The organism is Glutamicibacter sp. NPDC055354, from assembly GCF_053644955.1.
On the sequence record NZ_JBSHMB010000001.1, the window covers coordinates 101,978 to 127,671 of the forward strand.

24 protein-coding genes and 1 tRNA gene are annotated in these 25,694 nt (G+C 61.8%); 20 read left to right on the plus strand and 5 right to left on the minus strand.

Going from position 1 to position 25,694, the window contains the following annotated elements:
• Positions 1 to 30: 30 nt before the first annotated feature.
• Positions 31 to 948 carry an ABC transporter permease gene (locus ACWICV_RS00500; protein WP_105658396.1) on the plus strand — a complete coding sequence of 306 codons (918 nt, stop codon included), beginning with the start codon at positions 31 to 33 and terminating at the stop codon, positions 946 to 948.
• Complete coding sequence (locus tag ACWICV_RS00505) at positions 941 to 1,732, plus strand: ABC transporter ATP-binding protein (protein WP_105662577.1); 792 nt, start codon at positions 941 to 943, stop codon at positions 1,730 to 1,732. Before ACWICV_RS00500 ends, ACWICV_RS00505 begins: the two co-directional genes overlap by 8 nt.
• Positions 1,733 to 1,792: 60 nt before the next feature.
• On the opposite strand, the gene ACWICV_RS00510 is transcribed toward ACWICV_RS00505, so the two are convergent.
• From ACWICV_RS00510 to ACWICV_RS00530, 5 genes are all read right to left on the minus strand, one after another.
• Positions 1,793 to 1,930 (minus strand): hypothetical protein, encoded by a 138-nt coding sequence (locus ACWICV_RS00510; protein ID WP_402473794.1) that lies wholly within the window; start codon positions 1,928 to 1,930, stop codon positions 1,793 to 1,795.
• Between the two features lie 67 nt (positions 1,931 to 1,997).
• Positions 1,998 to 2,123, minus strand: coding sequence for a hypothetical protein (locus ACWICV_RS00515; protein ID WP_402473795.1), 126 nt, complete (start codon positions 2,121 to 2,123; stop codon positions 1,998 to 2,000).
• 826 nt (positions 2,124 to 2,949) lie between these two features.
• Positions 2,950 to 3,432, minus strand: coding sequence for a hypothetical protein (locus tag ACWICV_RS00520; RefSeq protein WP_400290754.1), 483 nt, complete (start codon positions 3,430 to 3,432; stop codon positions 2,950 to 2,952).
• 276 nt (positions 3,433 to 3,708) lie between these two features.
• The gene (locus ACWICV_RS00525) at positions 3,709 to 4,545 is read right to left on the minus strand and encodes an SDR family NAD(P)-dependent oxidoreductase (RefSeq protein WP_402473796.1); all 837 of its coding nucleotides are present in this window, start codon (positions 4,543 to 4,545) and stop codon (positions 3,709 to 3,711) included.
• Positions 4,546 to 4,728: 183 nt separating this feature from the next.
• A tRNA-Arg gene (locus ACWICV_RS00530) sits at positions 4,729 to 4,804 on the minus strand.
• A 166-nt stretch (positions 4,805 to 4,970) separates the two neighbouring features.
• On the opposite strand from ACWICV_RS00530, the gene argS reads away from it, so the two are divergent.
• The 18 genes from argS to atpD all read left to right on the plus strand — a co-directional run bounded on the left by argS (position 4,971) and on the right by atpD (position 25,694).
• Positions 4,971 to 6,614 carry an arginine--tRNA ligase gene (argS, locus tag ACWICV_RS00535; RefSeq protein ID WP_454090934.1) on the plus strand — a complete coding sequence of 548 codons (1,644 nt, stop codon included), beginning with the start codon at positions 4,971 to 4,973 and terminating at the stop codon, positions 6,612 to 6,614.
• Between the two features lie 6 nt (positions 6,615 to 6,620).
• Positions 6,621 to 8,042: a diaminopimelate decarboxylase gene (lysA, locus tag ACWICV_RS00540; protein ID WP_400290757.1), complete on the plus strand. Its 1,422-nt coding sequence runs from the start codon at positions 6,621 to 6,623 to the stop codon at positions 8,040 to 8,042.
• The gene (locus tag ACWICV_RS00545) at positions 8,043 to 9,329 is read left to right on the plus strand and encodes a homoserine dehydrogenase (RefSeq protein ID WP_400290758.1); all 1,287 of its coding nucleotides are present in this window, start codon (positions 8,043 to 8,045) and stop codon (positions 9,327 to 9,329) included.
• Between the two features lies 1 nt (position 9,330).
• Positions 9,331 to 10,431 carry a threonine synthase gene (thrC, locus tag ACWICV_RS00550; protein ID WP_332727313.1) on the plus strand — a complete coding sequence of 367 codons (1,101 nt, stop codon included), beginning with the start codon at positions 9,331 to 9,333 and terminating at the stop codon, positions 10,429 to 10,431.
• A 130-nt stretch (positions 10,432 to 10,561) separates the two neighbouring features.
• The gene (thrB, locus tag ACWICV_RS00555) at positions 10,562 to 11,494 is read left to right on the plus strand and encodes a homoserine kinase (RefSeq protein ID WP_105662582.1); all 933 of its coding nucleotides are present in this window, start codon (positions 10,562 to 10,564) and stop codon (positions 11,492 to 11,494) included.
• A gap of 335 nt (positions 11,495 to 11,829) precedes the next feature.
• On the plus strand, positions 11,830 to 14,070 hold the full coding sequence (gene rho, locus ACWICV_RS00560) for a transcription termination factor Rho (protein WP_454090933.1): 2,241 nt from the start codon (positions 11,830 to 11,832) through the stop codon (positions 14,068 to 14,070).
• A 188-nt stretch (positions 14,071 to 14,258) separates the two neighbouring features.
• Positions 14,259 to 15,332, plus strand: a complete 1,074-nt coding sequence (gene prfA / locus ACWICV_RS00565; RefSeq protein ID WP_105658405.1) for a peptide chain release factor 1 — start codon at positions 14,259 to 14,261, stop codon at positions 15,330 to 15,332.
• A gap of 7 nt (positions 15,333 to 15,339) precedes the next feature.
• Positions 15,340 to 16,197 carry a peptide chain release factor N(5)-glutamine methyltransferase gene (gene prmC, locus ACWICV_RS00570; RefSeq protein WP_400290763.1) on the plus strand — a complete coding sequence of 286 codons (858 nt, stop codon included), beginning with the start codon at positions 15,340 to 15,342 and terminating at the stop codon, positions 16,195 to 16,197.
• A 34-nt stretch (positions 16,198 to 16,231) separates the two neighbouring features.
• Positions 16,232 to 16,915, plus strand: coding sequence for an L-threonylcarbamoyladenylate synthase (locus tag ACWICV_RS00575; protein ID WP_105658407.1), 684 nt, complete (start codon positions 16,232 to 16,234; stop codon positions 16,913 to 16,915).
• Positions 16,912 to 18,033: an MraY family glycosyltransferase gene (locus ACWICV_RS00580; protein ID WP_332488148.1), complete on the plus strand. Its 1,122-nt coding sequence runs from the start codon at positions 16,912 to 16,914 to the stop codon at positions 18,031 to 18,033. The genes ACWICV_RS00575 and ACWICV_RS00580 overlap by 4 nt, the downstream gene beginning before the upstream one ends.
• Before the next feature lie 223 nt (positions 18,034 to 18,256).
• On the plus strand, positions 18,257 to 18,637 hold the full coding sequence (locus tag ACWICV_RS00585; protein ID WP_133834463.1) for a hypothetical protein: 381 nt from the start codon (positions 18,257 to 18,259) through the stop codon (positions 18,635 to 18,637).
• 285 nt (positions 18,638 to 18,922) lie between these two features.
• Positions 18,923 to 19,714 carry a F0F1 ATP synthase subunit A gene (atpB, locus tag ACWICV_RS00590; protein ID WP_105658410.1) on the plus strand — a complete coding sequence of 264 codons (792 nt, stop codon included), beginning with the start codon at positions 18,923 to 18,925 and terminating at the stop codon, positions 19,712 to 19,714.
• 107 nt (positions 19,715 to 19,821) lie between these two features.
• Positions 19,822 to 20,034 (plus strand): ATP synthase subunit C, encoded by a 213-nt coding sequence (locus tag ACWICV_RS00595; protein ID WP_013348621.1) that lies wholly within the window; start codon positions 19,822 to 19,824, stop codon positions 20,032 to 20,034.
• An 80-nt stretch (positions 20,035 to 20,114) separates the two neighbouring features.
• On the plus strand, positions 20,115 to 20,669 hold the full coding sequence (locus ACWICV_RS00600; RefSeq protein WP_013348622.1) for a F0F1 ATP synthase subunit B: 555 nt from the start codon (positions 20,115 to 20,117) through the stop codon (positions 20,667 to 20,669).
• On the plus strand, positions 20,669 to 21,481 hold the full coding sequence (locus ACWICV_RS00605; RefSeq protein WP_133834462.1) for a F0F1 ATP synthase subunit delta: 813 nt from the start codon (positions 20,669 to 20,671) through the stop codon (positions 21,479 to 21,481). Before ACWICV_RS00600 ends, ACWICV_RS00605 begins: the two co-directional genes overlap by 1 nt.
• A gap of 125 nt (positions 21,482 to 21,606) precedes the next feature.
• A complete protein-coding gene (gene atpA / locus ACWICV_RS00610) occupies positions 21,607 to 23,244 on the plus strand; it encodes a F0F1 ATP synthase subunit alpha (RefSeq protein ID WP_400290767.1) in 1,638 nt (545 codons plus the stop codon).
• A 75-nt stretch (positions 23,245 to 23,319) separates the two neighbouring features.
• Positions 23,320 to 24,213, plus strand: a complete 894-nt coding sequence (locus tag ACWICV_RS00615) for a F0F1 ATP synthase subunit gamma (protein WP_133834460.1) — start codon at positions 23,320 to 23,322, stop codon at positions 24,211 to 24,213.
• Positions 24,214 to 24,248: 35 nt separating this feature from the next.
• Entirely contained in the window at positions 24,249 to 25,694 is a 1,446-nt protein-coding gene (gene atpD, locus ACWICV_RS00620; protein WP_133834459.1) for a F0F1 ATP synthase subunit beta, read from the plus strand.

Below are 25,694 nucleotides of genomic sequence, written 5' to 3' on the forward strand. Positions count from 1 at the left end.
CTGCAAAACTTACAACTCAAGGATCCACACATGATCACAGCGGTTGAACTCGGCCTGATTTACGCCATCATGGCGCTCGGGGTGTATCTGACCTTCCGTATCCTGGACTTTCCCGACCTGACTGTCGACGGCAGCTTCACCACCGGTGCCGCCGTCGCCTCGGTGGGCATCGTGAACGGGATGAATCCCTGGCTGGCCACCGTGCTGGCCTTCTTCGCCGGCATGGTTGCCGGTGTCATTACCGGCCTGCTGCATACCAAGGGCAAGATCGACGGCCTGCTCGCCGGCATCCTGACCATGATCGCGCTGTACTCGATCAACCTGCGCATCATGGGCAAGGCCAACACCCCCTTGCTGGGGGAGGAGACCCTGATCAGCCCGATGCGCGTCTCGGGCCTGCTCGGCTCATGGGCGTCGGTGGCCATCCTCTTTGCCGTCTGCCTGGTCTTCGTGGCAGCGATCGTCTGGTTCTTGCACACCGAGCTGGGCATGGCCATGCGGGCCACCGGCGACAACCAGGAAATGATCCGTTCCTTCGGCGTGAGCACCGACAACCAGAAGATCCTGGGCCTGGCGCTGTCCAACGGACTGGTGGCGCTGTCCGGTGCGGTCATCGCCCAGTACCAGGGCTTCGCCGATATCGGCATGGGCATCGGCCTGATCCTGATCGGCCTGGCCTCGGTCATCGTCGGCCAGGCGATCTTCACCCAGCGTTACATCTGGCTGGCCGCCATCGCGGTGGTCTTCGGCGCAGTAATCTACCGCCTGGTGATCCAGATGGCCCTGTCGGCAGGCCTGGAGGTCAACGACATGAAGCTGATCTCCGCGGTCCTCGTCGTCGTCGCCCTGCTGCTGCCGAAGTGGAAGGGCTTCCAGAAGATCATCAAGAACTTCAAGCGCACCCCAGCAGCAGTTGAAACCAAGGAAGAGGTTCGCACCAATGCTTGAAATCAAGAACCTGTCGCGCACGTTCTTCCCGGGAACTGTCAACGAGCGCAAGGCGCTGCGCAACATCAACCTGAACCTGTCCGACGGTGAATTCGTCACCGTCATCGGCTCCAACGGCGCCGGCAAGTCCACCGTGCTGAATATGGTTGCAGGCAAGCTGCAGCCCGATGCCGGTTCGGTGTCCATCGCGGGGAAGAACGTCACCAGGATGGCCGACTACACCCGCGCCAAGTACATCGGCCGGGTATTCCAGGACCCGATGGCCGGCACTGCGCCGACCATGTCCATCGAGGAGAATATGGCTCTGGCCTACGCCCGCGGCCGTTTCCGCGGGCTGGGCCTGGGCGTAGGCACCAAGCGGCGCGAGCTGTTCGTCGAGGAGCTCAAGAGCCTGGAACTCGGTTTGGAAGGCCGCTTGAAAACCAAGGTGGGCCTGCTCTCGGGCGGCCAGCGCCAGGCGCTGAGCTTGCTGATGGCCACCTTCTCCAAGCCCAAGATCCTGCTGCTCGATGAGCACACCGCGGCCCTGGATCCGCAGCGTGCCGCGCTGGTCTCGCGCCTGACCAAGGAAATTGTCGAACGCCACCAGCTGACCACGTTGATGGTGACGCACAATATGGAACAGGCGTTGCAGCTGGGCACCCGGCTGATCATGATGCACGACGGGCAGATCATCCTGGACCTGGACCAGGAAGAGAAGTCCAAGATGACCGTCAAGGGCCTGCTGGAGGAATTCAGCAAGATCAAGGGCGCACAGCTCGATGACAAGACCATGCTCCAGTAATTAAGTGCTGGGCACAGACCCCGTCTTCTCTGATAAACGAGAAGACGGGGTCTGTCGGTTTTAAGGCAGCGGTTTGCGCAGGCGGTGCTCGACGCGTCCCGAGCTCCGGTCGATGACTTGCTGTCCTGTCCATTGGTACCCGCAACGGCGATAGAGCGCCTCGGCACGTGCATTGCCGGCGATCAGCAGACTGGACATGGCTGGGGCAGTGACCAGCAGGATAGATCAGTTCTACACCTGTCGGCCTGCCTGCGCTGTCAAGATTCTAATTCACGAGGTACGGCATAGTGGAAGACTCGATTTCTGCCGTTTCAACTGCTGGCTCATGAGAGAGCGCGACATACGCGGCCGCAGCTCTGGCATCATAGGTGGCATTAATGGGTTTACTCATGCAGCTGATCTTCGATACTCAATATGAATTTGAGAAATATTCATGCAATTAAAGATGCATTGCTATAAACCTGCCTAGGATTAACACCTTCTGCGAAACGAATGGTGGACTATTGAGAACCCATAGCGCGTACATAGCTGCAGCGACAGGAGTCGTCGGTCTGGCTCTCATCACTGGATTGCTGTCGGGTTGCTCTTTGACTGGGAAATACTCCGATGAAACCTGCGATGGCCGCAAACCCGTCAGCTCGTTAGAGCAGGCGGGCACGGAATTGGTAGTTGCTGCGTATGCTGGCGATCGCACTGGAGTTTGCCGGGTTACTTCGCCATTTCCAGGAGGAAACCTGAATGACGAGATGGTCAGCCAGACTCGGCAGATTCTAGAGAACCACGGCATTACACCTGAAAATGTGTCGGTCGTGGTTGGAGAGCAGTTTGGAAGCGCAGTATCCGTTCACCTGACTGACGGTAACCAGTATGCTCGGCACTCACTGTGGGTCGGTGGCCATAGTATCCGTGAGGAAGGATTCACTATAGGGCTACCGGAGGAACTGTATCCTGCTGCGCCCGAGCATCCGGCGTCCCAGTCATCCACGGTTGATCCCTAAGCTTTGCAATTCTAGTGATTCAGGATTCTTGGTATCCGGGTATCTCGTAAGCGCGATACAAAGCGAAATTTCCCCGGCTATTGCTCTAAGTGGAGCTTTGGTTCCCTCTCGGCAATGCCGGTTAGGCTTTCGCCGAATCATTAGCGCGGACAGTCAGCTGCCGCGCGATGTCTTTAGGCTTTTCGCCTAGTGTCCAAATGAAACATCGGAAACGCCTGTTTATTCTTCATTCGTGGCATAAACAGTGACCCAGACTCCCACCGGCTCTTTGAATTCGAGCTGTACCTCATTGGTGTTGATTTGATGTGCCGGGGTAGAAAGACTCGTATATATTTCTGAATTCGAATCGCAACCACTCGCACCGGTTTTTGATCCACCTAGCAGGATAATCTCCCAAGGGGACGTTGCATCACATGAAATTATGAAGCCAACTGAATCAAATCCTCCGGGAAGATCCCCGAGGCGCAGAGTGGTCGAGCCCACGGAATGAGTTTCATTGAGAATCTGGAAGGAGTCTTCGCTCTGGGCGAGGAATTCGGCATGCTTCTTTAGGGAATCTGGCGATTCCGAGGTGCTGGCCGACGTATCTGACGAAGGAATCTCTCCAAGCGCTGTCTCAGGGGAAGTCGAAGGGCTGCATGAAGACAGTGCCAAAGCAATCACAGAAGCAAGTGAAATGATTCCAAAGAGGCGTTTCGTCATGTGTCAAGATTATCTTTTAGCGGGATAAAATCAAGAGTTCATGAGAGTACTTCGATTTCCCACGTTTTCGCTCGGGTAGTTTGCCGAGGAACTCTTGAATGGCAGCGATGCGAATTCAGTGTCGAGTGGATGGCGTATCGCTCTTTCCATCAAGCGGTGGGCAGTTAGCGGCCACGGGCAATTTGATGCGGGTATCGCCATCTCGGATTGATGACGAGCCCGGTCCATGCCGGCAGTAGTTCCCGAATAGGCCGGTCGGGTCGACTCCAAGATCCCCTAAGTGCAGTTCTGGATTTGAAGCAAGGCCGCCGAGCGGTCCCAGAGTTGCTTCGCTAGTACCTCATCATGGATCAGCGGGTTGACCTTCGATGCGATCTTTCCCGACTCGTAGTAGGCGCCCGGTTCGAATTGCACGCCAGGCTTCGCCTCCGCAAGCCAGACGAGCTGGTCGGCGCCCTTGCTCGAGTCGACCGTGAAGAAGCGCCTAAGCGGACCGTGGTAAAGGAACTTCAATAACCCCTTGGAGTCGGAGGCGAAACTGGTGCCAACGATCCCGGGGTGGAACGCCACGGCGTTAAGCCCGGAACCGCCAAAGCGCCGCTGTAATTCCGAGGTGAACAGAATGTTCGCCAACTTTGCATTGCCGTAGGCGGCCCTCGGTGAGTAGCTGTTTTCGCCCTGTAGGTCCGCAATGTCGAATTTGGCCATGAGACGCGCAGCCATGCTGGCGGTCTGAATGACCGTGGCACCCGAATCGATTAGTCGTTGCAACAACAGATTCGTGAGCAGGAAGGGCGCGAGGTGATTGACTTGGAAAGTCTTTTCGAATCCATCCACGGTCAGTTCGCGCTCTGCCTTGATCCCGCCGGCATTATTAGCCAGCACATCAATTCGGGGATACTTCTGGAGCAACTGCGTGGCCAGGCCGCGTACCTGTGCGAGCTGGCTGAAGTCTGCCACGAAATAGCTGGCGCCTAGCTCATGGGCGATGGCCTGGGTTTTGGTTTGCGACCGACCGACAACGACAATCAGGTGCCCCTGTCGTGACAGTTCTCGGGCCGATGCGGCCCCGATCCCGTCGCTGGCTCCGGTAATGAGAATGGTTTTTTTCATGGTGCCCTTAAACGCTTGTCGGTTTATCCGAGTTTAGGGCCTAGCCGAAGCTAAAGGTTGTGGCGACGGGGAAGCTGCCAGAAAATGCTGACAGGAGATTATTCGCGGCCTCGCGCGAGCTGCGGCGTGAGAAGAAGAGCGAAAAAAATAGCAGGCCCTGGTAACCAGGACCTGCAATTTAGGTGGTGCCCCTGAAAGGAATCGAACCTTCGGCCTTCTGCTCCGGAGGCAGACGCTCTATCCACTGAGCTACAGAGGCGTGTTGCTGGGCAACAGGAAAAATACTATCAGGTCGTCACTTGATCTGCGCAATTCCAGCACCCTGGCACCCATGTGTTGCAAAAGTCACCGGGTTGGGCCAGTCTCACAGGCGATGCAAGTCATGAATGCTGAAGAAGCACGGCAATTGCCGGTATTCTTGAACGGTGACTCCTGAAGAACTCTCCGCAGCAATATCCGCATGCCTCACCGAAGCCGTAGCCGCCGGCGAAATCTCCGTCGAGGTGCCAGAGACCGTACGCGTGGACCGCCCGAAAAGCCGTGAACACGGCGACTGGGCAACCAACATCGCGCTGCAGCTGGGCAAGAAGGCCGGCATGGCCCCGCGCGACTTCGCCCAGATCCTGGCCACCCGACTTGCTTCGGTCCCAGGAGTCGGCGCCGTGGACATCGCAGGTCCCGGCTTCCTGAACATCACCCTCGAAGCCGGCGCTGCCGGCGAGCTGGCCCGCACCATCGTCGAGGCGGGTTCCGCCTACGGCAGCAACGAGGCCCTGGCCGGCCACGTGGTCAACATGGAATTCGTTTCCGCGAACCCCACCGGCCCGCTGCACATCGGCCACACCCGCTGGGCCGCGCTGGGAGATGCCATCTCCCGCGTGCTGCGCGCTTCGGGCGCTTCGGTGACCAGCGAGTACTACATCAACGATGCCGGCAACCAGATGAACGTCTTCGCCCGTTCGGTGTACAACCGCATCCACGGCCTGCCAGTGCCAGAGGGCGGCTACCCGGGCGAATACATCAAGGAACTGGGCGACGCCGTCCTGGCCCAAGCCCCGCAGCTGCGCGAGCTGGACGAAGCAGAAGCAATTCCTGCCCTGCGCGACGCCGCCTACAAGGCGCAGCTCGAAGACATCAAGTCCACCCTGGCCGACTTCGGCGTCAGCTTCGACGTGTTCTTCTCCGAAACCACCTTGCATGAGGGCGGTGCGGTGGCTGACGCCGTGGCACGCCTGCGCGAACAGGGCCACATCTTCGATCTGGAGGGCGCGGTTTGGCTGCGCACCACCGACTTCGGCGATGACAAGGACCGCGTGCTGATCCGCGCCAACGGCGAGCCGACCTACTTCGCCGCCGATGCAGCCTACTACCTGTCCAAGAAGGACCGCGGCTTCGAAGAGAAGATCTACCTGCTGGGCGCCGACCATCACGGCTACGTCAACCGCCTGAAGGCGATCGCCGCCTGCGCGGGAGATGACAAGGACAAGAACATCGAGGTGCTGATCGGCCAGCTGATCTCCGTCAACGGAGCCAAGCTGTCCAAGCGCGCGGGCAACATCATCGAGCTGCGCGATTTGATCAACTGGATCGGCGCCGACGCGCTGCGCTACTCGCTGGCCCGTTTCCCGGCTGATTCGCCGATCGCGCTGGATCCAGAGCAGCTGAAGAAGAACACCAATGACAACCCGGTGTTCTACGTCCAGTACGCCCATGCCCGTTCGTGCGCCGCGGCCCGCAATGCCGCCGCCAAGGGCGTGACCCGTGACGGCTTCGATGCCGCGCTGCTGACCGACCCGACCGAAAACGAGCTGCTGGCCGTGCTCGGCCAGTTCCCGTCGGTGGTTGCCGGTGCCGCGGAATTCCGCGAACCGCACCGCATTGCCCGTTACCTGGAGCAGGTCGCCGGCGCCTACCACTCGTGGTACGCCGCAACCCGCATCACCCCGGTGGGCGAAGGCGAAGCGGTCGCGCCGGTGCACGGCACCCGCCTGTGGCTGAACGACGCCGCCACCACCATTTTGGCAAATGGATTGGAACTGCTGGGCGTTTCCGCCCCAGAGAGGATGTAAGACCTTATGGCCGTATCGCCGCTAGCCCCGCAATGGCTGCAATTCCCGGAAAACATCAACGCACTTCGACAGATCGAGTGGGCTTCGGGGGTTTCCCGCGAGGCTGGCGGCGAACTGTCCATCCAGGGCCTTCCCGTCTCCCAGCTGGCCGCCGAGTTCGGCACCCCGCTGTTCGTGCTCGACGAGAACGACTTCCGCGCCCGCGCCCGGGGTTTCAAGACCGCCTTCGACGACGCGTTCAGGCAGCTGTGCGGGGGAGTCGACGTCTACTACGCCGGCAAGGCGTTCTTGTGCACCGAGGTGGCCCGCTGGGTGACCGACGAGGGCCTGCGCCTGGATACCTGCTCCGGGGGCGAACTGGCCGTGGCCAACGCCGCCAAGGTGCCCGCTGCCAACCTCTCGCTGCACGGGAACAACAAGTCGGCTGCTGAGATCACCCGCGCCATCGAAATGGGCGTCGGGCGCCTGGTCATCGACTCGCTGGACGAGCTGGACCGGGTGATTTCGATCGCTGACGCCATGGGCCAGAGCGCGCAGGTCATGCTGCGCATTACCCCCGGCGTGCACGCCTCCACCCATGAGGCCATTGCCACCGCGCACGAGGACCAGAAGTTCGGGCTGTCCATCCTGGACGATGCCTCCGGCACTTCTCCTGCGCTGCGCGCGGTCGCCCAGGCGATCGAGGCGCAGAACATCAACCTGCTGGGCCTGCACGCCCACATCGGTTCGCAGATCTTCGAGGCCGAAGGCTTCGCAATGGTCGCCCGCACCATGCTCGGCCTGCTGGCCAAGATCCGCTCGATTCATGGTGTTTCCCTGCCCGAGCTGGATCTGGGCGGCGGCTACGGCATTGCCTACACCTCCGAGGACCACCCCTCCACCCCGGCCAAGCTGGCCGGGCAGATGGCCGAAGTGGTCTCGGCGACCTGCACCGAACTCGAGCTGGAATGCCCGCGCATTTCCATCGAGCCGGGCCGCGCCATCGCCGGCCCGAGCACCTTCACCCTCTACGAGGCCGGCGTGCGCAAGGACGTCCAGGTGGAAGACGAGGCCGGAGCCCTGCACCCGCGCCGCTACCTTTCGGTGGACGGCGGGATGAGCGACAACCCGCGCCCGGTGCTCTACGACGCGCAATATACCGCCGTGCTGGCTAGCCGTATGACGCAAAACGACGCAATTATTTCTCGTGTAGTTGGGAAACATTGCGAGTCAGGTGACATAGTCGTGAAGGACGTTTACCTGCCCGATGACGTGGCGGCCGGCGATTTGATCGCCGTTCCGGCCACCGGCGCCTACTGCTGGGCGCTGTCGAGCAATTACAACTACCTCACCCGCCCCGCGGTGGTAGCGGTACGCGATGGCCAAGCCCGTCTGATCGTGCGCAGGGAAACGGAAACAGACTTGTTGGCCCGTGACATGGGAGTTTAATTGAGCGGCGAAAAGAACCTGAAGGTAGCCCTGCTGGGTTGCGGCACGGTCGGAGCCCAGGTGGCCCGGATCCTGCTGGAAGATGCAAATGAACTGGCTGCCCGCTCGGGCGCCGGCCTGCAGCTGATCGGCATTGCCGTGCGCACACCGGATGCCAAGCGCGATGCAGTGCTGCCCCAGGAGCTTTTCACCACCGACGCCCACGGGCTGATCGCCCAGGCCGATGTGGTCATCGAACTGCTCGGCGGCATGGAGCCGGCCGGCGAATACATCGCCGCCGCCCTTGCCAAGGGTGCCAGCGTCATCACCGGCAACAAGGCGCTGATTGCGCTCAAGGGCGCCGAACTGAACGCGATCGCTGCCGACAACGGCGCCCAGCTGCGCTACGAGGCCGCGGTGGCCGGGGCCATCCCGATCCTGCGCCCGATTGCGGACTCGCTGGCCGGGGACCACATCACCAAGGTGATGGGCATCGTCAACGGCACCACCAACTTCATCCTCGACGCCATGGACACCACCGGTGCCGCGTTCGACGACGTGCTGGCCGAAGCCCAGGCGCTGGGCTATGCGGAAGCCGATCCCACCGCCGACGTGGGCGGGCACGATGCCGCCGCGAAGGCCGCGATCCTGGCTTCGCTGGCCTTCCACACCACCGTGTCCTCGGACCAGGTCTGGACCCAGGGCATCACCGAAGTTAGCGCCGCCGATGTCGCGGCCGCGGCCGCCGCCGGCTACGTGATCAAGCTGCTGGCCATCGCCGAGCAGGCCGAAGCCGGGATTTCGGTGCGCGTCTACCCGGCGCTGGTGCGCCGCAGCCACCCGCTGGCTACCGTGCATGGCGCGTTCAACGCCGTGTTCGTCGAAGCGCAGAACGCCGGCGACCTGATGTTCTACGGGGCTGGAGCCGGCGGCAACCCGACCGCGTCGGCGGTCATGGGCGACGTCGTTGCCGTGGCCCGCCAGATCGCTGCCGGAGCCCCGCTGCCCAACGGCTCGGTCAACCAGGCGCCACGGATGCTGGACTTCGAGGCCATCGACACCCGCTACTGGATTGGCCTGTCGGTCAAGGACCAGTCCGGCGTGCTGGCAGCCATCGCCACCGTCTTCGGCGAGCACGGGGTCTCCATCGAGTCGATGAGCCAGCAGGTGGACGCCGAAGCCGGCGCGCAGCTGCGCATCCTGACCCACCAGGGCACCGAAGCGGCCCTGGCCAGCACCGTCGAGGCGCTGACCGCGCTGGACACGGTGCACTCTGTTCTATCCGTTATGCGAGTTGAAGGAAACTAACGTGGCTCACCAGTGGCGCGGAGTGATCCGCGAATATGCCGATCGCCTGCCAGTAGACGAAAACACCAAGGTCATCACCCTGGGCGAGGGCGGCACCCCGCTGGTCTACGCCCCGGCGCTGTCGGCGCAGACCGGCAACGAGGTGTACCTGAAGGTCGAGGGCATGAACCCGACCGGTTCCTTCAAGGACCGCGGCATGACCATGGCGATGACCGCCGCGGTGGCTGCCGGCGCCAAGGCCGTGGTGTGCGCCTCCACCGGCAACACCTCCGCTTCGGCCGCCGCCTACGCAACCCAGGCCGGGCTGAAGTGCGCGGTGCTGGTTCCGGATGGCAAGATCTCCATGGGCAAGATGTCCCAGGCGATCGCCCACGGTGCGGACATCATCCAGATCGACGGCAACTTCGACAACTGCCTGGAAGTTGCGCGCAAGCTCAGCGAGAACTACCCGGTGTTCCTGGTGAATTCGGTGAACCCGGCCCGCATCCAGGGCCAGAAGACCGGCGCCTTCGAGGTCGTCGACTTCCTGGGCGACGCCCCGGATTACCACCTGCTGCCGGTAGGCAACGCGGGCAACATCACCGCGTACTGGAAGGGCTACAAGGAGTATTCCTCCAAGTGGACCAACGAAGCCGGCAAGGAACTGGAGCCGGTGTCCACCAAGAACCCGGTCATGTGGGGGTTCCAGGCTGCCGGGGCCGCCCCGATCGTGGCCGGCCACCCGATCACCGAACCGGATACCATCGCCACCGCCATCCGCATCGGCAATCCGGCATCCTGGGAACAGGCCGAAGCCGCCCGCGACGAATCCGGCGGGCAGATCGACTCGGTCACTGACGAGCAGATCCTCGAAGCCCACCGCTGGCTTTCCAGCCGCGAAGGCGTCTTCGTGGAGCCAGCTTCGGCAGCCGGCGTGGCCGGCCTGCTCAAGCACCACGCCGCCGGCACTGCGCCGACCGGCAAGAAGATCGTGATCACCGTGACCGGCCACGGCCTGAAGGACCCGGACTGGGCCCTGAAGCAGGCCGACGGCTCGGAAGTTGCGCCGAAGAAGGTGGCCTTCGACGTGGTCGAGGTCGCCGGCGCGCTGGGCCTGGCCTAGCGTCTTTTCGCCGGCCAGCCGCCGGCGGCACGACGGCCCGCCGCGTCATTGGCTCTCCCGGACCGGGGGAGCCAATCGCGGCGGGCCGTTGCGCACCTGATACCTATCGCACCGAATTCTTGAAGGAACCATGACGCAGCAGATCGCCCTGGGCCAGAAGTTGATCGTTTCCCCGCCGGCCACCTCAGCCAACCTCGGTCCCGGCTTCGACTCGCTGGGCCTGGCCCTGGAATACCGCGACCGCCTCGAAGTGCGCACCGCGCAGTCCAGCAGTGTCGAGATTTTCGGCGATGGGGCGCAGGAGCTGCCACGCGATGAGTCGCATCTGATCATCAAGGAAATGCACCGTTACTGGAAAGACGCCGGTTTTGAACCGGTAGGCGTCCAGCTGGTCGCGCATAACAACATCCCGCACGCGCGCGGCATGGGATCCTCGGCCGCGGCGATCGTCGCGGCCTACGCCGCCGCCGATGCGCTGCTTCCGGCCCCAGCCCGTGGCGGGACCGAGCGGATCTTCCAGGCGGCTGCAGCGTGGGAAGGGCACCCGGACAATGTGGCTCCGGCGGTCTTTGGCGGACTGAGCATCTCTGCCACCGATGCCGCCGGCAGCTTCAGCTCGGTGCAGGTGCCCCTGCACCCGGACCTGCGCGCAGTGCTGGCGATCCCGTCCAATGGCTTGTCCACCGAGGTCGCGCGCGGCGCGCTGCCTGCACAGGTCGACCACGCGGTAGCCGCGGCGAACAGCGCGAGCGCCGCGCTGCTGATCCATGCGCTGAGCAACGATCCGCGCCAGCTGCTGGGCGGCACCAAGGACTACCTGCACCAGGACTATCGCGCCGCGGCCATGCCCGAAAGCGCGGCGCTGATTGCCAAGCTGCGCGGTGCAGGACTGGCCGCAGTGGTGTCCGGCGCCGGACCGACCGTGTTGACCCTGGTGGCCAGCGATGAACAGGTCGCTGCCGTGCAAGCAGCCATCGATGAATTCTCTGCAGGATCTCCAGTGTCTTGGCGTGCTGAAGTTCCCAAGCTGGCCGCCAACGGTGTTACAGTAGAAGTGCTGTAACACCATGGCAGGCCGGATAGCTGGGCAGTAGCCCGGTCCGAATCCTTTGTGGCCAGTGTTGATGCGGATAAATTCGGTTCTCGAACCCCATTTCATCCGTCCAGCCGTCCCGGATCTTCCTGCAGTTCGCAGCAACTTTGATATCCCGCATTCAGGTACGTCTTCGTGCCTAGGAGATGTCAGTCTCTCTAATCCACTGCAGTTTTGCCCCGAATTCTGGGCCATCTTGCGGGGAGAAAGTGAAGTAGCCACGAAATCTTCGGCTGCTGAACATCATTTACGGCATAGTGGGCCTGCCTTGAAGCGGCCCATCCTACGAGTCAGAAGGAACTTTCGTGACCGAAACCACGAGCCTCAACGAAGGCGTGGACACCAAGACTTCCGAAAACAAGAGCGCCGGACTGGCCTCTTTGAAAATGACCCAGCTCCAGCAGTTGGCTTCGCAGCTGGGTATCACCGGCGGTTCGCGGATGCGCAAGGCTGATCTGGTCAAGGCCATCGGCGACCACCAGCGCGGTGGCTCCGTTGCCGCCAAGGATGCCAAGGCCGCACAGGAAGCGAAGTCTGCCAAGACCGAAGCTCCCGCAGCGAAGGCTGAAGCTCCAGTCGAGCAGGCCAAGGAAACCAAGACCCGTGCACGTCGTGCGCCAAAGGCCGCGGCCCAGGCGCAGGCTGAGACCGAGAGCGCACCAGAGGCCGGCGCGGCTGCTGAAGCTCCGGCTGAAAAGCCAGCTCGCGCACGCCGCACCTCGCGCCGTGTGACCGACTCGGGCAAGGTTGCGGCTCCTGCCGAAGCCAACGAAGCCGCTACCGAGGCTCCAGCCGAGAACCAGGCAGCAGCCGAGGAGCCCAAGGCTCCACGCCAGCGCCGCAACTCGCGGAACAACAAGCCGGTTGACCAGCCAGCAGAGCAGGTAGCCGAGCAGGCCGAGGCACCGGCGGAGAACGCCGAGAGCAACGGCGAAGCACGCGAAGAGCGCCGCGAGCGCGGCAACCGCCGTGAGCGTGGCAACCGCCGCGATCGCAACACCGATCGCACCGAGCGCACCGAAGTTGCCGAGTCGGAGAACGCTGAAGAGCGCACCGACCGCCGCGAAGAGCGCCGCGAGCGCAACAACCGCCGCAACGAGCGCAACAACGACCGCAATGAGCGCAATAACGATCGTGCTGAGCGCAACAACGATCGCAACGATCGCAACGATCGCAACAACGACTCGAACGACTCGGAGAACACCGAGGACCGTTCCGAGCGTGGCGACCGCAATGACCGCCGCGAACGCCGCGAGCGCAACAACGACCGCAACGATCGCAATGACCGCAGCAACCGCCGCGAGCGCAACAATGATCGCAACGATCGCAACAACGACCGTAACGATCGCAACAACCGCAACCGCCGCAACCGCCGTGATGACGACGAGCCGCAGCTGAGCGAGGACGACGTCGTATTGCCGATCGCCGGCATCCTGGACGTGCTGGAGAACTACGCCTTCGTGCGCACCTCCGGCTACCTGCCCGGCCCGAACGACGTCTACGTCACCCTGGGCCAGGTCAAGAAGTACAACCTGCGCAAGGGTGACGCCATCGTTGGCGCCATCCGCCAGCCACGCGAGGGCGAGACCCCGAACCCGCGCCAGAAGTTCAACGCCCTGGTGCAGCTGACTTCGGTCAACGGCAAGAAGCCAGAGGACAACCGCGAACGCGTCGAGTTCAACAAGCTCGTCCCGCTGTACCCGACCGAGCGCCTGCGCCTGGAAACCGATCCGAAGCTGGTCGGCCCGCGCGTCATCGACCTGGTCGCGCCAATCGGCAAGGGCCAGCGCGGCCTGATCGTTTCGCCTCCGAAGGCCGGCAAGACCTTGATCCTGCAGGCCATTGCCAACGCGATCACCATCAACAACCCAGAAGTGCACCTGATGATGGTGCTCGTTGATGAGCGTCCCGAAGAAGTCACCGACATGCAGCGCACCGTGAAGGGCGAGGTCATCGCCTCGACCTTCGACCGCCCGGCCGATGACCACACCACCGTGGCCGAGCTGGCCATCGAGCGCGCCAAGCGCCTGGTGGAAATGGGCATGGATGTCGTGGTCCTGCTGGACTCGATGACCCGCCTGGGCCGTGCCTACAACCTGGCCGCTCCGGCCTCGGGCCGCATCCTCTCCGGCGGCGTCGACTCGGCAGCGCTGTACCCGCCGAAGCGCTTCTTCGGTGCAGCCCGCAACATCGAGAATGGCGGCTCGCTGACCATCCTGGCTACCGCCCTGGTGGAGACCGGTTCCAAGATGGACGAGGTCATCTTCGAGGAATTCAAGGGCACCGGCAACATGGAGCTGCGCCTTTCGCGCCAGCTGGCCGAGAAGCGCATCTTCCCGGCAGTGGATGTCAACGCTTCCTCGACCCGCCGCGAAGAGCAGCTGATGAGTGCCGAAGAGGTGCGCATCATGTGGCGCCTGCGCCGCATGCTCTCGGGCATCGATCCGCAGCAGGCACTGGAAGTGCTCACCGGGAAGATCCGCGAAACCGGATCGAACGCGGAATTCTTGATGCTGGTCAACAAGACCACTCCAAACAAGGATTAGCACCACCCACCGCCATGGCGTCCAGCCAGCTTGCCGCACCGGCAGCTGGCTGGACGCCATCGGCGCGTAGTGACACCTCGCACGCCGGCCCCGGCCGGCGCAGCGTTTAGAATTGAATTCCAGCAGTGCCCCAGCCGCAATAGCCGGCGGCACTGCGCGGAAAACGCCAACAAGGAAGCACACCCACCATGTTCGAGTCCGTCAAGTCGCTACTAGAAGAGCATGCCGCAATCCAGGCGCAGCTCTCGGATCCAGCGGTGTACGCCGACCAGGCGCTGGCCCGCAAGCTCGGCCGCCGCTCGGCACAGCTGAACGGCATCGTCGAGGCCTACAACAAGTGGCACGCCGCCACCGAGGACCTGGAAGCAGCCAAGGAAATGGCTGACGAGGATCCGGACTTCGCAGAAGAGGTGGAAACCCTCACCGCCGCCCTGCCAGAGCTCGAGGAGAAGCTGCGCCGCCTGCTGATCCCGCGCGACGAGAACGACGGCCGCGACGTGATCCTCGAAGTCAAGGGCGGCGAGGGCGGCGACGAAGCAGCGCTGTTCGCAGCCGACCTGCTGCGCATGTACACCCGTTTCGCCGAGCACAAGGGCTGGAAGGTGGAGATGATCTCCTTCAACGAGTCCGACCTCGGCGGCTACAAGGACGCCCAGGTTGCCATCAAGGGCAAATCGAATGACCCGGCCGAAGGCGTCTACGCCCAGCTGAAGTTCGAAGGCGGCGTGCACCGCGTGCAGCGCGTGCCGGTCACCGAATCCCAGGGCCGCATCCACACCTCGGCTGCCGGCGTGCTGGTCCTGCCCGAAGTGGACGAGCCCGAAGAAGTCGACATCCACCAGAACGACCTGAAGATCGACGTCTACCGTTCCTCGGGCCCCGGCGGCCAGTCGGTGAACACCACCGACTCCGCGGTGCGCATTACCCACCTGCCCACCGGCATCGTGGTGGCCATGCAGAACGAGAAGTCGCAGATCCAGAACCGCGAAGCCGCGATGCGCGTGCTGCGTTCGCGCCTGCTGGCCCACCAGCAGGAGATCATCGACAAGGAGAATTCGGCCCAGCGTGCAAGCCAGATCCGCACCATGGACCGCTCCGAGCGCATCCGCACCTACAACTACCCGGAAAACCGCATTGCCGACCACCGCACCGGCTACAAGGCCTACAACCTTGACGCCGTGATGGACGGGGACCTGCAGCCGGTGGTTGAATCCTGCATCCAGATGGACGAGGAAGAGCGCTTGGCAGCGCTGGGCGAGTAACGACGCCTTGGAAGAACTCACTGCCGTACGCCGCCAGGCGATTGCGGCGCTGGCCGACGCCGGGGTGCCAAGCCCCGGCGTCGACGTCGACCTGCTGCTGTGCCACGTGCTGGGCATTGACCGCTCGGAACTGAAGCTGCGCGAACTGCGTGGCGAGGGCCTCGACCCTGGAAGCCGGGAGCAGTTCACCGCCCTGGTGGCCGCCCGGCGCACCCGCATCCCGCTGCAGCACCTGACTGGCGTGGCGTACTTCCGCTACCTGGAGCTGAAGGTGGGACCGGGAGTATTCACCCCGCGGCCGGAAACCGAAACCGTGGTGCAGCTCGGCCTTGATTTCCTGGCCGGCCAAGGCATCGGCACCCCGCGGTGCATTGATTTGTGCTCGGGCTCCGGCGCCATTGCAGCGTCCGTGGCCAGCGAAGTGCCAGCAGCCAGCGTCTGGGCCGTGGAGCTCTCGGACGATGCCATTGGCTACACCCGGGCCAACTGCGAGCCGCACCGGGTCACCGTGCTGCACCAGGATGCCACGCAAGTTCCCGGGGAGCTGGAAGGCACCATGGACCTGGTGATCTCCAATCCGCCGTATATTCCGCCCAACGCGGTTCCGCGCGAAGTGGAAGTGCGCGAGCACGACCCGGAAATGGCGTTATACGGGCTCGGGGAAGACGGACTGGACATTCCGCGAGCCATTACCGCCCAAGCCATGAAGCTCTTGCGTCCCGGCGGCTACTACGTGATGGAACACGCCGAAGTGCAGCGCGAAACCGCGGCAGCCATGCTGCACGCGGCCGGTTTCACGCAGGTAGCTGGCCATGAAGATTTGACCGGGCGCGCCCGCGCCACATCCGGCTACGCGCCGCAATAACCAAACCACACCCAGTGCATGAAAGAATGATCCCGTGAGCACAACATTTTCGGTAAGCAACGAGCAGGAACACGCTGAAGGCATCGCCGCAGCCAAGGCCGCGCTGGCGGACAAGCGCTGCATCGTCTTGCCTACAGATACCGTCTACGGGATCGGCGCCGATGCATTCAGCGCCCAGGGCGTGGCGATGCTGCTGGCCGCCAAAGGCCGCAACCGCACCATGCCCCCGCCGGTGCTGATCGCCCAGAGTTCCACCATGGACGGATTGGCCAGGGACATCCCCGAGGCCGCGCGCAAGCTGGCCGAAGCGTTCTGGCCAGGCGGACTGACCCTGATCCTGCAGGCCCAGCCTTCGCTGACCTGGGATCTGGGGGAGACCCGCGGCACCGTGGCGCTGCGCGTGCCCAACGACGACACCGCCTTGGAACTCCTGGGCCAGACCGGCCCGCTGGCCGTGTCCTCGGCCAACCGCACCGGCAACGCGGCGGCGCTGGATGTCGAGCAGGCTTTCGCTCAGCTCGGGGAGTCGGTGGATGTCTACCTCGACGGCGGCCCGCGCGGCGAGGCCGGGGAAGAGGTCCTGCCATCGACCATCATCGATTGCACCGGCCAGAACCTGCAGGTGGTTCGCTCGGGCGCGATTTCCATTGAGGAATTGCGCGTGGTCGTCCCTGGCATTCTCGATTTGGGACAGGACGCACCGGAAACCGGCGCATGAGAACATACGTACTGCTCATAGCATTCAGCTTTACGGTTTCGTTCCTGCTCACCCCGATCATCCGCACCCTTGGCCACCGTTTCACCGGCAACCAGCTGGTGCGCGAACGCGACCAGCACGAAAAACCGATCGTGAAGTTCGGCGGCCTGGCGATTATCGCCGCTTTCGCCGCAGGGCTATGGCTGGCCAGCAACTTCCACTTCTTCCGCGGGGTCTTCGGCAATGACGACGCCATCCGCGGAATCGCCTACGCCCTGGGCGTCATCGTGCTCATGGGCCTGGCCGATGACATGTTCGACCTCAAATGGTGGCTGAAGCTCGCCGGCCAGATCCTGATCGGCTGGCTGGTCGCCACCAACGGAATCGTCATCCAGTCCCTGCCAGTGGGTTCGTGGCAGATCGATGAGCAATGGATGCAGATTTCGGTGACGATTTTCCTGATCGTGCTGACCATGAACGCGATCAACTTCTCCGATGGATTGGATGGCCTGGCCGCGGGCCTGGCCGCCATTGGCGCGGCGACCTTCTTCGTGTACTCCTATGTACTGGCCACGCACGTGAGCGCCGATGACTACGCGAACATCGGGGCCTTGCTCTGCGCCTTGCTGCTCGGTGCCTGCCTGGGCTTCTTGCCGCACAACTTCAACCCGGCGAATATCTTCATGGGGGAGACCGGCGTTCTCGCCATCGGCATGATCCTCTCGGTGGCCGCGGTGGCGGTGACCGGTGATGTGCAGGGCCTGGAGGCCCGGCGCTTCCGCAACATCCCGGCCTACATGCCGATGCTGCTGCCGATGGTGATCGTCTTCCTACCAGTACTGGACCTTGTACTCTCGGTCTTCCGCCGGCTGGCCAACAAACGCTCACCCTTTTCCCCGGATGCCAAGCACATCCACCACCGGATGCTGGCCCAGGGCCACTCGGTGCGCCAATCGGTAGTTCTGCTCTACCTGTGGGCCGCCGTGATTGCAGTCTCAGTGGTTTCCATCGCCTTCATCCCGGTCATTCTGGTGGTCCCGATGGCCTTGCTGTTGTTCCTAGTGGCAGCGGTTGCAACGTGGCGCCCCCTGGTGATCAAGCGGGTCGAGGCCTTACGCAAGCGCATGGGCAAAGCCTAGCCCGATCAAATAGCGGGGTAACGCACAAGCAATCTGTTTCTATCTCGTGTAGAATTCAATCTGGATCTTCTTTCATCTGTTCTTTAGGGAATAGGTGGAAGTTTCAAGTTTCATCAGCATCGATGGGTGCACGATGGTTCCTCGGTGTTGACGAAGAAAGGTTGCGGACGTGAATTCTGGTTCTGCCCGCGTCAGTGCTTCGTCAGCCCCGAAATCCATCTGGTTGCCGATTCTTGGCTTGTCACTGGTGTATTCGCTGATCGCTACCGCCATATTTTTCCTGATTTCATGGTTGGTTGCCGATCTTCGCTACGCGCTTTCTGGCGCGCTGGCTGCCGGGATTGTGATTGGCTTTTTCGCGATTGGCATTCTCATTGCCGAAGCTGCAGGGCGAATTCGCCACTCGTGGGCCATGCCCGCGTTCTTGGGTGTCTTTGTCATCAAGGTTTTTGGCATCGCCTTCGTGTTGTTGAACCTGGGGTTGCCCGATTGGGTTAATCGCCAGGGATTCGTTCTTGCAGCAGCTATCTCCCTTGTTGCCTGGCAGGTTGGCGAGGTGCGTGCTTTCATGAAGGCGCGCCTGGCTATCTACAACGAGGAATAGAGTATTCCGCGCGACTTTGTGTCGGTGGGGTGCTGTGAGTTTGATAAGCTTACTTCGGGTCATTTTTGGCCGTCCGCTCAACTGCGGGCGGAATACGCAATATGCATCCGCGGGGTAACCCGCAGATGGACCTTCATCAGGGTTGATGCTTCTGGCATGGGCCATGATGGGATCCCCGTTTGATCTTTTCTTCACACGGTGAGAGGCAGTTACCGCCAGTCACCGCCTTTTGCCCGTGACCGTTACTGCAGAGAGGACAGCGCGTTGTTCGCGTTTGCGCTCCCAATGGCCTCAGAAGAAGGCGGCTTCGTACCGCCATCCGTTTCCGATACCCACCTCCCGGATCTTTTCCCGTGGATGGCTGAGTACGGCACGGGTTTCGGCAAGCAGATGCTCATGATCGTTTTGTCGATCGTGCTTATCTCTTGGTTCTTCACCGTGGCCATCAAGAACCCGAAGCTGGTTCCAGGCAAGATGCAGTACATCGCTGAGTCCGGTTACGCGTTTGTACGTAACGGAATTGGCCGCGACATCATCGGCGAGAAGAACTTCCGTCCTTGGATTCCTCTGCTGTTCGCGACCTTCTTCTTCGTACTGCTGAACAACCTCTTCGGCGCGATTCCGTTCCTGCAGCTTCCATCGTTCTCACACGCTGGTTCTGCATACGCGATGGCTATCATCATCTACGGCACCTGGATTGCTGTAGGCCTGAAGAACCACGGTATCCGCTACTTCAAGTTGGCCGTCGTCCCGTCCGGTGTTCCGGGCTGGATCATGCCACTGATGATTCCGTTGGAAATCATTTCTAACTTCATCGTTCGCCCGCTGACGCACTCGCTGCGTTTGATGGCAACGATGCTGGCCGGTCACATGATCGTGATGCTGGCAGCTGCCGGCGCTCGTCACCTGATCGTTGTCCAGGACTCCCTGGCCATGAACGGCCTTGGCATCCTGGTCATCGTTGGCTCGGTCGCCATGTACTTCCTGGAACTGCTGATCATGGTCCTGCAGGCGTTTGTTTTCGCCCTGCTGACCGCGATCTACCTCCAGGGTGCAATCGAAGCCGACGCCCACTAGGCCAACACTTCTTTTCTTCCAACCCATAAAGATCTTCCTTGAGTCGCTCAAGGAATACCTCACAACCTACCGGCAAAAGCTCGGTATCTTGAAAGGAACATAATCACATGTTGCACGGCTCCCTGAATATGATCGGCTACGGCCTGGCTGCTATCGGTTCGGCTATCGGCGTTGGCTTGATCTTCGCTGCCTACATCAACGGTGTTGCACGTCAGCCTGAGGCTCAGCGCATCCTGCAGCCAATCGCCATGCTTGGCTTCGCACTTGCTGAAGCACTGGCCATCCTGGGCCTGGTCTTCGCTTTCGTCATCGGCGCCTAGTCTTTTCGCAACTGTAGTGGCCTCGCCACTATCGCGAGGCGTACACACAAGCGGAAACTAGTAGATAAGGAATAGTGAGAATGAACAGCACTGATTTCATCCTCGCTGCGAGCGAATCGGTCAACCCGCTGTTGCCGAACCCGTGGGAAATTCTCGTCACGGGTGTTGGTTTCGCGGTCCTTCTGTTCATCGTCATCAAGGTAATTGCTCCAAAGTTCGAGCAGTCCTATGAAGATCGCGTCACCGCGATCGAAGGTGGCCTTGAGAAGGCTGAAGCAGCGCAGAAGGAAGCAGAGGAGACCTTGGCACAGTACAAGGCCCAGCTTCTGGAAGCACGCACCGAAGCAAACCGCATCCGTGAGGAAGCTCGTAGCGAAGGTGCTCAGATCCTTGCGGATCTGAAGACCAAGGCAACCGATGAGGCAGCTCGTATCACCGAGCAGTCGCACCGCCAGATCGAAGCTGAGCGCGTATCCGCTCTGGCTTCGCTCCGCACCGACGTGGGCGCATTGGCTACCGAGCTTGCAAGCAAGGTTGTTGACGAAGCTCTGCAGGACGATGCCCGTGCCCAGCGCGTGGTTGACAAGTTCCTGACCGATTTGGAAGCTCAGCAGAACGCAGGTGCATCGAACTAATGGCAAGTGTATCGAGCGAGTCACTGGCAAAGGCTTTGGCGTTCCTGGAACCCAAGCTGGCACTGGCATCTATTGAGCTGCCTAAGGAACTGTTCGCGGTCCTGGAAGTACTGGATGCAAATGCCGGTCTCCGCCGCGCAATGACTGACCCAGCCCGTGGAAATGCCGACAAGGCAGGCCTTTTGGCTCAGCTGCTGCACGGTAAGGTCTCGGCTGACGCCGAGGACGTCGTCGCACAGCTGGCTTCTACCCGCTGGAGCTCGGAACGCGACATTAGCGATGCGCTCGAATCGCTGGCTGTCACTGCGGTCACCGCAGTGGCAGAGCAGCAGGACGGCGCTTCGGGGCTGAACAAGCTGGAGCAGGATCTGTTCTCCTTCATCGAGGCAGTGCGTGGCAATCACGAACTGCAGCGTGCGTTGGATGATGCACAGGCCCCAGTCGAGGCTAAGCGCACTCTCGCGCTGAAGCTCGTGCCTAACGCGTCGCAGACCTCGCAGGTTTTGATCTCCCAGGCAGTTTCGAACCCCCGCGGTTTGAAGCCAGCAGCCTTGGTTGGACGTTTCGTAGAGCTCGTGGCCAAGCGCCAGCAGCGCTGGATTGCCTCGGTAACCAGCTCTGTAGAACTTTCCGAAGCCCAGCTTTCGCGCCTGGAGACCAGCCTGAACAAGCTATACGGTCGTCAGCTCAAGCTCAACGCCACTACCGACCCATCGCTGGTCGGTGGACTGGTAGTCAAGGTTGGCGACGAAGTTGTCGACGCTTCCGTGGCATCACGCGTGGCCGAGTTGCGCCGCGCCTTGGCCAGCTAGGACTCATTGGGCTAGGGAGTGATCCTTCGCCTGGTGTTCCTGGCTGCCAGGACCACAACAGACTTCATTCACATTCGATTCGGTCCAATGGACCGGATCACAATTTAGGAGAGCAGGGACTGCAGATGGCCGATTTGACCATCAATGCCAACGACGTCCGCGATGCCCTAAACGAGTTCGCATCTTCCTACGAACCGGGTAAGGCAGAGCGCACCGAGGTGGGACGCGTCGTCGCCGCGAGCGACGGCATCGCCAGAGTGGAAGGCCTTCCTTCCGTCATGGCCAACGAGTTGCTGAAGTTCGAAGATGGCACCCTGGGCCTGGCCCAGAACCTCGATACCCGCGAAATCGGTGTCGTTGTGCTTGGTGACTTCACCGGCATCGAAGCTGGCCAGAAGGTAGAGCGCACCGGCGAGATCCTTTCGGTTCCAGTTGGCGACGGCTACCTCGGCCGCGTGGTTGACCCATTGGGCGAGCCACTGGACAACCTGGGCCCAATCGCTTCCGAGGGCCGCCGCGCCCTGGAGCTTCAGGCACCAGGCGTCACCCAGCGCAAGAGCGTGCACGAGCCAATGCAGACCGGTCTGAAGGCTATCGACGCCATGATCCCGATCGGCCGTGGCCAGCGTCAGCTGATCATTGGTGACCGCCAGACCGGTAAGACCGCTATCGCGGTTGACACCATTCTGAACCAGCGCGCCAACTGGGAATCCGGCGACCAGACCAAGCAGGTTCGCTGCGTCTACGTGGCAATTGGCCAGAAGGCATCGACCATCGCTGCCGTACGCCAGACCCTCGAAGAGCAGGGTGCACTGGAATACACCACCATCGTGGCTTCCCCCGCATCTGACCCAGCAGGCTTCAAGTACTTGGCACCATACGCAGGCTCGGCCATCGGCCAGCACTGGATGTACGGTGGCAAGCACGTTCTGATCGTCTTTGATGATCTGTCGAAGCAGGCTGAAGCCTACCGTGCCGTGTCCCTGCTGCTGCGCCGTCCGCCAGGACGCGAAGCTTACCCAGGTGACGTCTTCTACCTGCACTCCCGCCTGCTTGAGCGTTGCGCCAAGCTGTCGGACGAGTTGGGTGCAGGTTCGATGACTGGTCTGCCAATCATCGAAACCAAGGCCAACGACGTGGGCGCGTTCATCCCGACCAACGTCATCTCGATCACCGACGGCCAGATCTTCTTGCAGTCGGACCTGTTCAACGCCAACCAGCGTCCAGCAGTCGACGTGGGTATCTCCGTATCCCGCGTTGGCGGCTCGGCTCAGGTCAAGGCCATGAAGAAGGTTTCCGGTACTTTGAAGCTTGAATTGGCTCAGTACCGCGACATGCAGGCATTCGCGATGTTCGCTTCGGACCTGGATGCTGCTTCCAAGCAGCAGCTGACCCGTGGTGCACGCCTGATGGAACTGCTCAAGCAGGGCCAGTACACCCCATACCCAGTCGAAGACCAGGTCGTTTCGATCTGGGCCGGCACCAACGGTTACCTGGACGATGTCCCGGTTGAGGATGTACGCCGCTTCGAGGGCGAGTTCATCGACTATCTGCGCCACCGCACCGACGTGCTGACCGTGATCGGCCAGACCGGCAAGCTGGAGAACGAGACTCTGGAAGCCATGAAGACCGCTGTTGCGGACTTCAAGGCCGGCTTCTTCGGCGAAGGTGACGACAAGCTTGTCGCCGCCGGACACGAAGAGCACGACGCTCTCGATTCCGAGTCCGTTGACCAGGAACAGATCGTCAAGCAGAAGCGCTGACAATTTCCTTACGAGGGGGAGCGGCGCCGGTAACGGCGCCGCCCTCCCGAAGTAGGGGATAAGGAAAGGACACACATGGGAGCCCAGATTCGGGTCTACCGCCAGAAGATCGGATCGACCAAGTCGATGCGCAAGATCTTCAAGGCGATGGAACTGATCGCTGCATCCCGCATTGGTAAGGCACGTACGCGTGTCTCGGCCTCGTTGCCGTATGCCAATGCGATTACCCGTGCAGTAACCGCCGTCGCGTCCCAGGCCGATGTCGAGCATCCACTGACCACCGAGCCGGCGCAGGTACGCCGCGCCGCGGTCTTGGTGATGACTTCGGACCGAGGACTTGCCGGGTCCTACTCCGCCAGCGTTCTGAAGCAGGCAGAGCACCTCGTGGAACTCCTGCGTGAAGAAGGCAAGGAAGTCAAGACCTACTTGGTCGGCCGCAAGGCCCAGGCTTACTTTGATTTCCGTTCACGCGAGTACGCACGAGTGTGGACCGGGGAAACTGATTCCCCGCGTTTCGAAACCGCACGCGAGCTGCGCGATGTCCTCCTGGAGGACTTCGACACCGATTTCGAGCAGGGTGGCGTGGACGAGATCCATGTCGTCTACACCCAGTTCAAGTCGATGGTCACGCAGGAACCGACGGTCATCCGTCTGTTGCCGTTGGAGGTTGTCGAGGATGAATCCGAGACTCCAACCGACGAGCTGTTGCCACTGTACGAGTTTGAGCCATCGCCGGAAGAAGTGCTTGACGCACTGCTTCCGCGCTACATCGATTCTCGACTGTTCAACTGCCAGTTGCAGTCCGCTGCTTCCGAGCTCGCTGCCCGCCAGCGCGCCATGAAGGCCGCAGGCGACAACGCTGGTGAACTGATCAAGAAGTACACCCGATTGCTCAACAATGCCCGTCAGGCTGAAATCACCCAGGAGCTTTCGGAAATTATCGCCGGCGCCGACGCGCTGAACAGCTAATTACCGATACTCCGACCAGACAAGAAGTGAGAAAGATGACTGCCCAACTCAACGAGCAGGTTACCGCAGGGGCCATCGGTCGCATCGCGCGCGTGACTGGCCCGGTCGTGGACGTCGAGTTCCCAGCCGACGCACTGCCTGCTATCTACAACGCACTGACCGCTGAGCTGACCCTCAACGGCGAAACCAAGAAGATCACCTTCGAGACCAGCCAGCACCTCGGTGAGGGCCTGGTCCGCGCAGTATCGCTGCAGGCCACCGACGGCCTGGTCCGCGGTGCTTCGGTGACCGATACCGGCGCTGCCATCTCCGTCCCAGTAGGCGACGGCGTCAAGGGCCACATCTTCAACGTTCTGGGCGACGCCCTGGACGTTGACAACTCGGAGATCCAGGTCACCGAGCGTTGGCCAATCCACCGCCAGCCTCCGAAGTTCTCGGAGCTCGAGGGCTCGACCGAAATGCTGGAAACCGGCATCAAGTCGATCGACCTCCTGACCCCGTACATCAAGGGCGGCAAGATCGGCCTGTTCGGCGGCGCCGGCGTTGGCAAGACCGTGCTGATCCAGGAAATGATCACCCGTGTTGCACGTAACTTCGGTGGTACCTCGGTATTCGCCGGTGTTGGCGAGCGCACCCGTGAAGGCAACGACCTCTGGGTCGAAATGGACGAGGCAAACGTCCTGAAGGACACCGCACTGGTGTTCGGCCAGATGGATGAGCCTCCTGGAACCCGTCTGCGCGTGGCACTGTCGGCTCTGACCATGGCGGAATACTTCCGCGATGTCCAGAACCAGGACGTGCTGCTGTTCATCGACAACATCTTCCGCTTCACCCAGGCCGGTTCCGAGGTGTCGACCCTGCTGGGCCGCATGCCTTCCGCCGTGGGCTACCAGCCGAACTTGGCCGATGAAATGGGTCTGCTGCAGGAACGCATCACCTCGACGAAGGGCCGCTCGATCACCTCGATGCAGGCTGTCTACGTCCCGGCCGATGACTACACCGACCCGGCTCCAGCAGCAACCTTCGCCCACTTGGATGCAACCACCGAGCTGTCGCGTGAAATCGCGTCGCGCGGCCTGTACCCGGCGATCGACCCGCTGACCTCGACCTCGCGAATCCTGGATCCGCAGTACATTGGCCAGGATCACTACGATGTAGCCATCCGCGTGAAGGCCATTCTGCAGAAGAACAAGGAACTGCAGGACATCATCGCGATCCTCGGTATCGACGAGCTGGGCGAAGAGGACAAGATCGTCGTTGCCCGTGCACGCCGTATCCAGCAGTTCCTCTCGCAGAACACCTACACCGCAAAGCAGTTCACCGGTGTCGAGGGCTCGACCGTATCGATCAAGGACACCATCGAAGGCTTCAAGGCCATTTGCGATGGCGAATTGGACCACATTGCAGAGCAGGCGTTCTTCAACATCGGCGGTCTTGACGACGTCGAGCGCCAGTGGGCCGAAATCCAGAAGGCCAGCTAA

Bases quoted from the DNA above. Each gene is read 5' to 3' on its own strand.
- ACWICV_RS00500 (WP_105658396.1), top strand. From the start codon at position 31: ATGATCACAGCGGTTGAACTCGGCCTGATTTACGCCATCATGGCGCTC.
- atpB (WP_105658410.1), top strand. From the start codon at position 18,923: ATGGCCTCAGAAGAAGGCGGCTTCGTACCGCCATCCGTTTCCGATACC.
- ACWICV_RS00505 (WP_105662577.1), top strand. From the start codon at position 941: ATGCTTGAAATCAAGAACCTGTCGCGCACGTTCTTCCCGGGAACTGTC.
- ACWICV_RS00515 (WP_402473795.1), bottom strand. From the start codon at position 2,123: ATGAGTAAACCCATTAATGCCACCTATGATGCCAGAGCTGCGGCCGCG.
- prfA (WP_105658405.1), top strand. From the start codon at position 14,259: ATGTTCGAGTCCGTCAAGTCGCTACTAGAAGAGCATGCCGCAATCCAG.
- ACWICV_RS00525 (WP_402473796.1), bottom strand. From the start codon at position 4,545: ATGAAAAAAACCATTCTCATTACCGGAGCCAGCGACGGGATCGGGGCC.
- ACWICV_RS00580 (WP_332488148.1), top strand. From the start codon at position 16,912: ATGAGAACATACGTACTGCTCATAGCATTCAGCTTTACGGTTTCGTTC.
- ACWICV_RS00520 (WP_400290754.1), bottom strand. From the start codon at position 3,432: ATGACGAAACGCCTCTTTGGAATCATTTCACTTGCTTCTGTGATTGCT.
- lysA (WP_400290757.1), top strand. From the start codon at position 6,621: ATGGCCGTATCGCCGCTAGCCCCGCAATGGCTGCAATTCCCGGAAAAC.
- ACWICV_RS00605 (WP_133834462.1), top strand. From the start codon at position 20,669: ATGGCAAGTGTATCGAGCGAGTCACTGGCAAAGGCTTTGGCGTTCCTG.
- ACWICV_RS00595 (WP_013348621.1), top strand. From the start codon at position 19,822: ATGTTGCACGGCTCCCTGAATATGATCGGCTACGGCCTGGCTGCTATC.
- thrB (WP_105662582.1), top strand. From the start codon at position 10,562: ATGACGCAGCAGATCGCCCTGGGCCAGAAGTTGATCGTTTCCCCGCCG.
- ACWICV_RS00615 (WP_133834460.1), top strand. From the start codon at position 23,320: ATGGGAGCCCAGATTCGGGTCTACCGCCAGAAGATCGGATCGACCAAG.
- ACWICV_RS00600 (WP_013348622.1), top strand. From the start codon at position 20,115: ATGAACAGCACTGATTTCATCCTCGCTGCGAGCGAATCGGTCAACCCG.
- ACWICV_RS00510 (WP_402473794.1), bottom strand. From the start codon at position 1,930: ATGTCCAGTCTGCTGATCGCCGGCAATGCACGTGCCGAGGCGCTCTAT.
- atpD (WP_133834459.1), top strand. From the start codon at position 24,249: ATGACTGCCCAACTCAACGAGCAGGTTACCGCAGGGGCCATCGGTCGC.
- atpA (WP_400290767.1), top strand. From the start codon at position 21,607: ATGGCCGATTTGACCATCAATGCCAACGACGTCCGCGATGCCCTAAAC.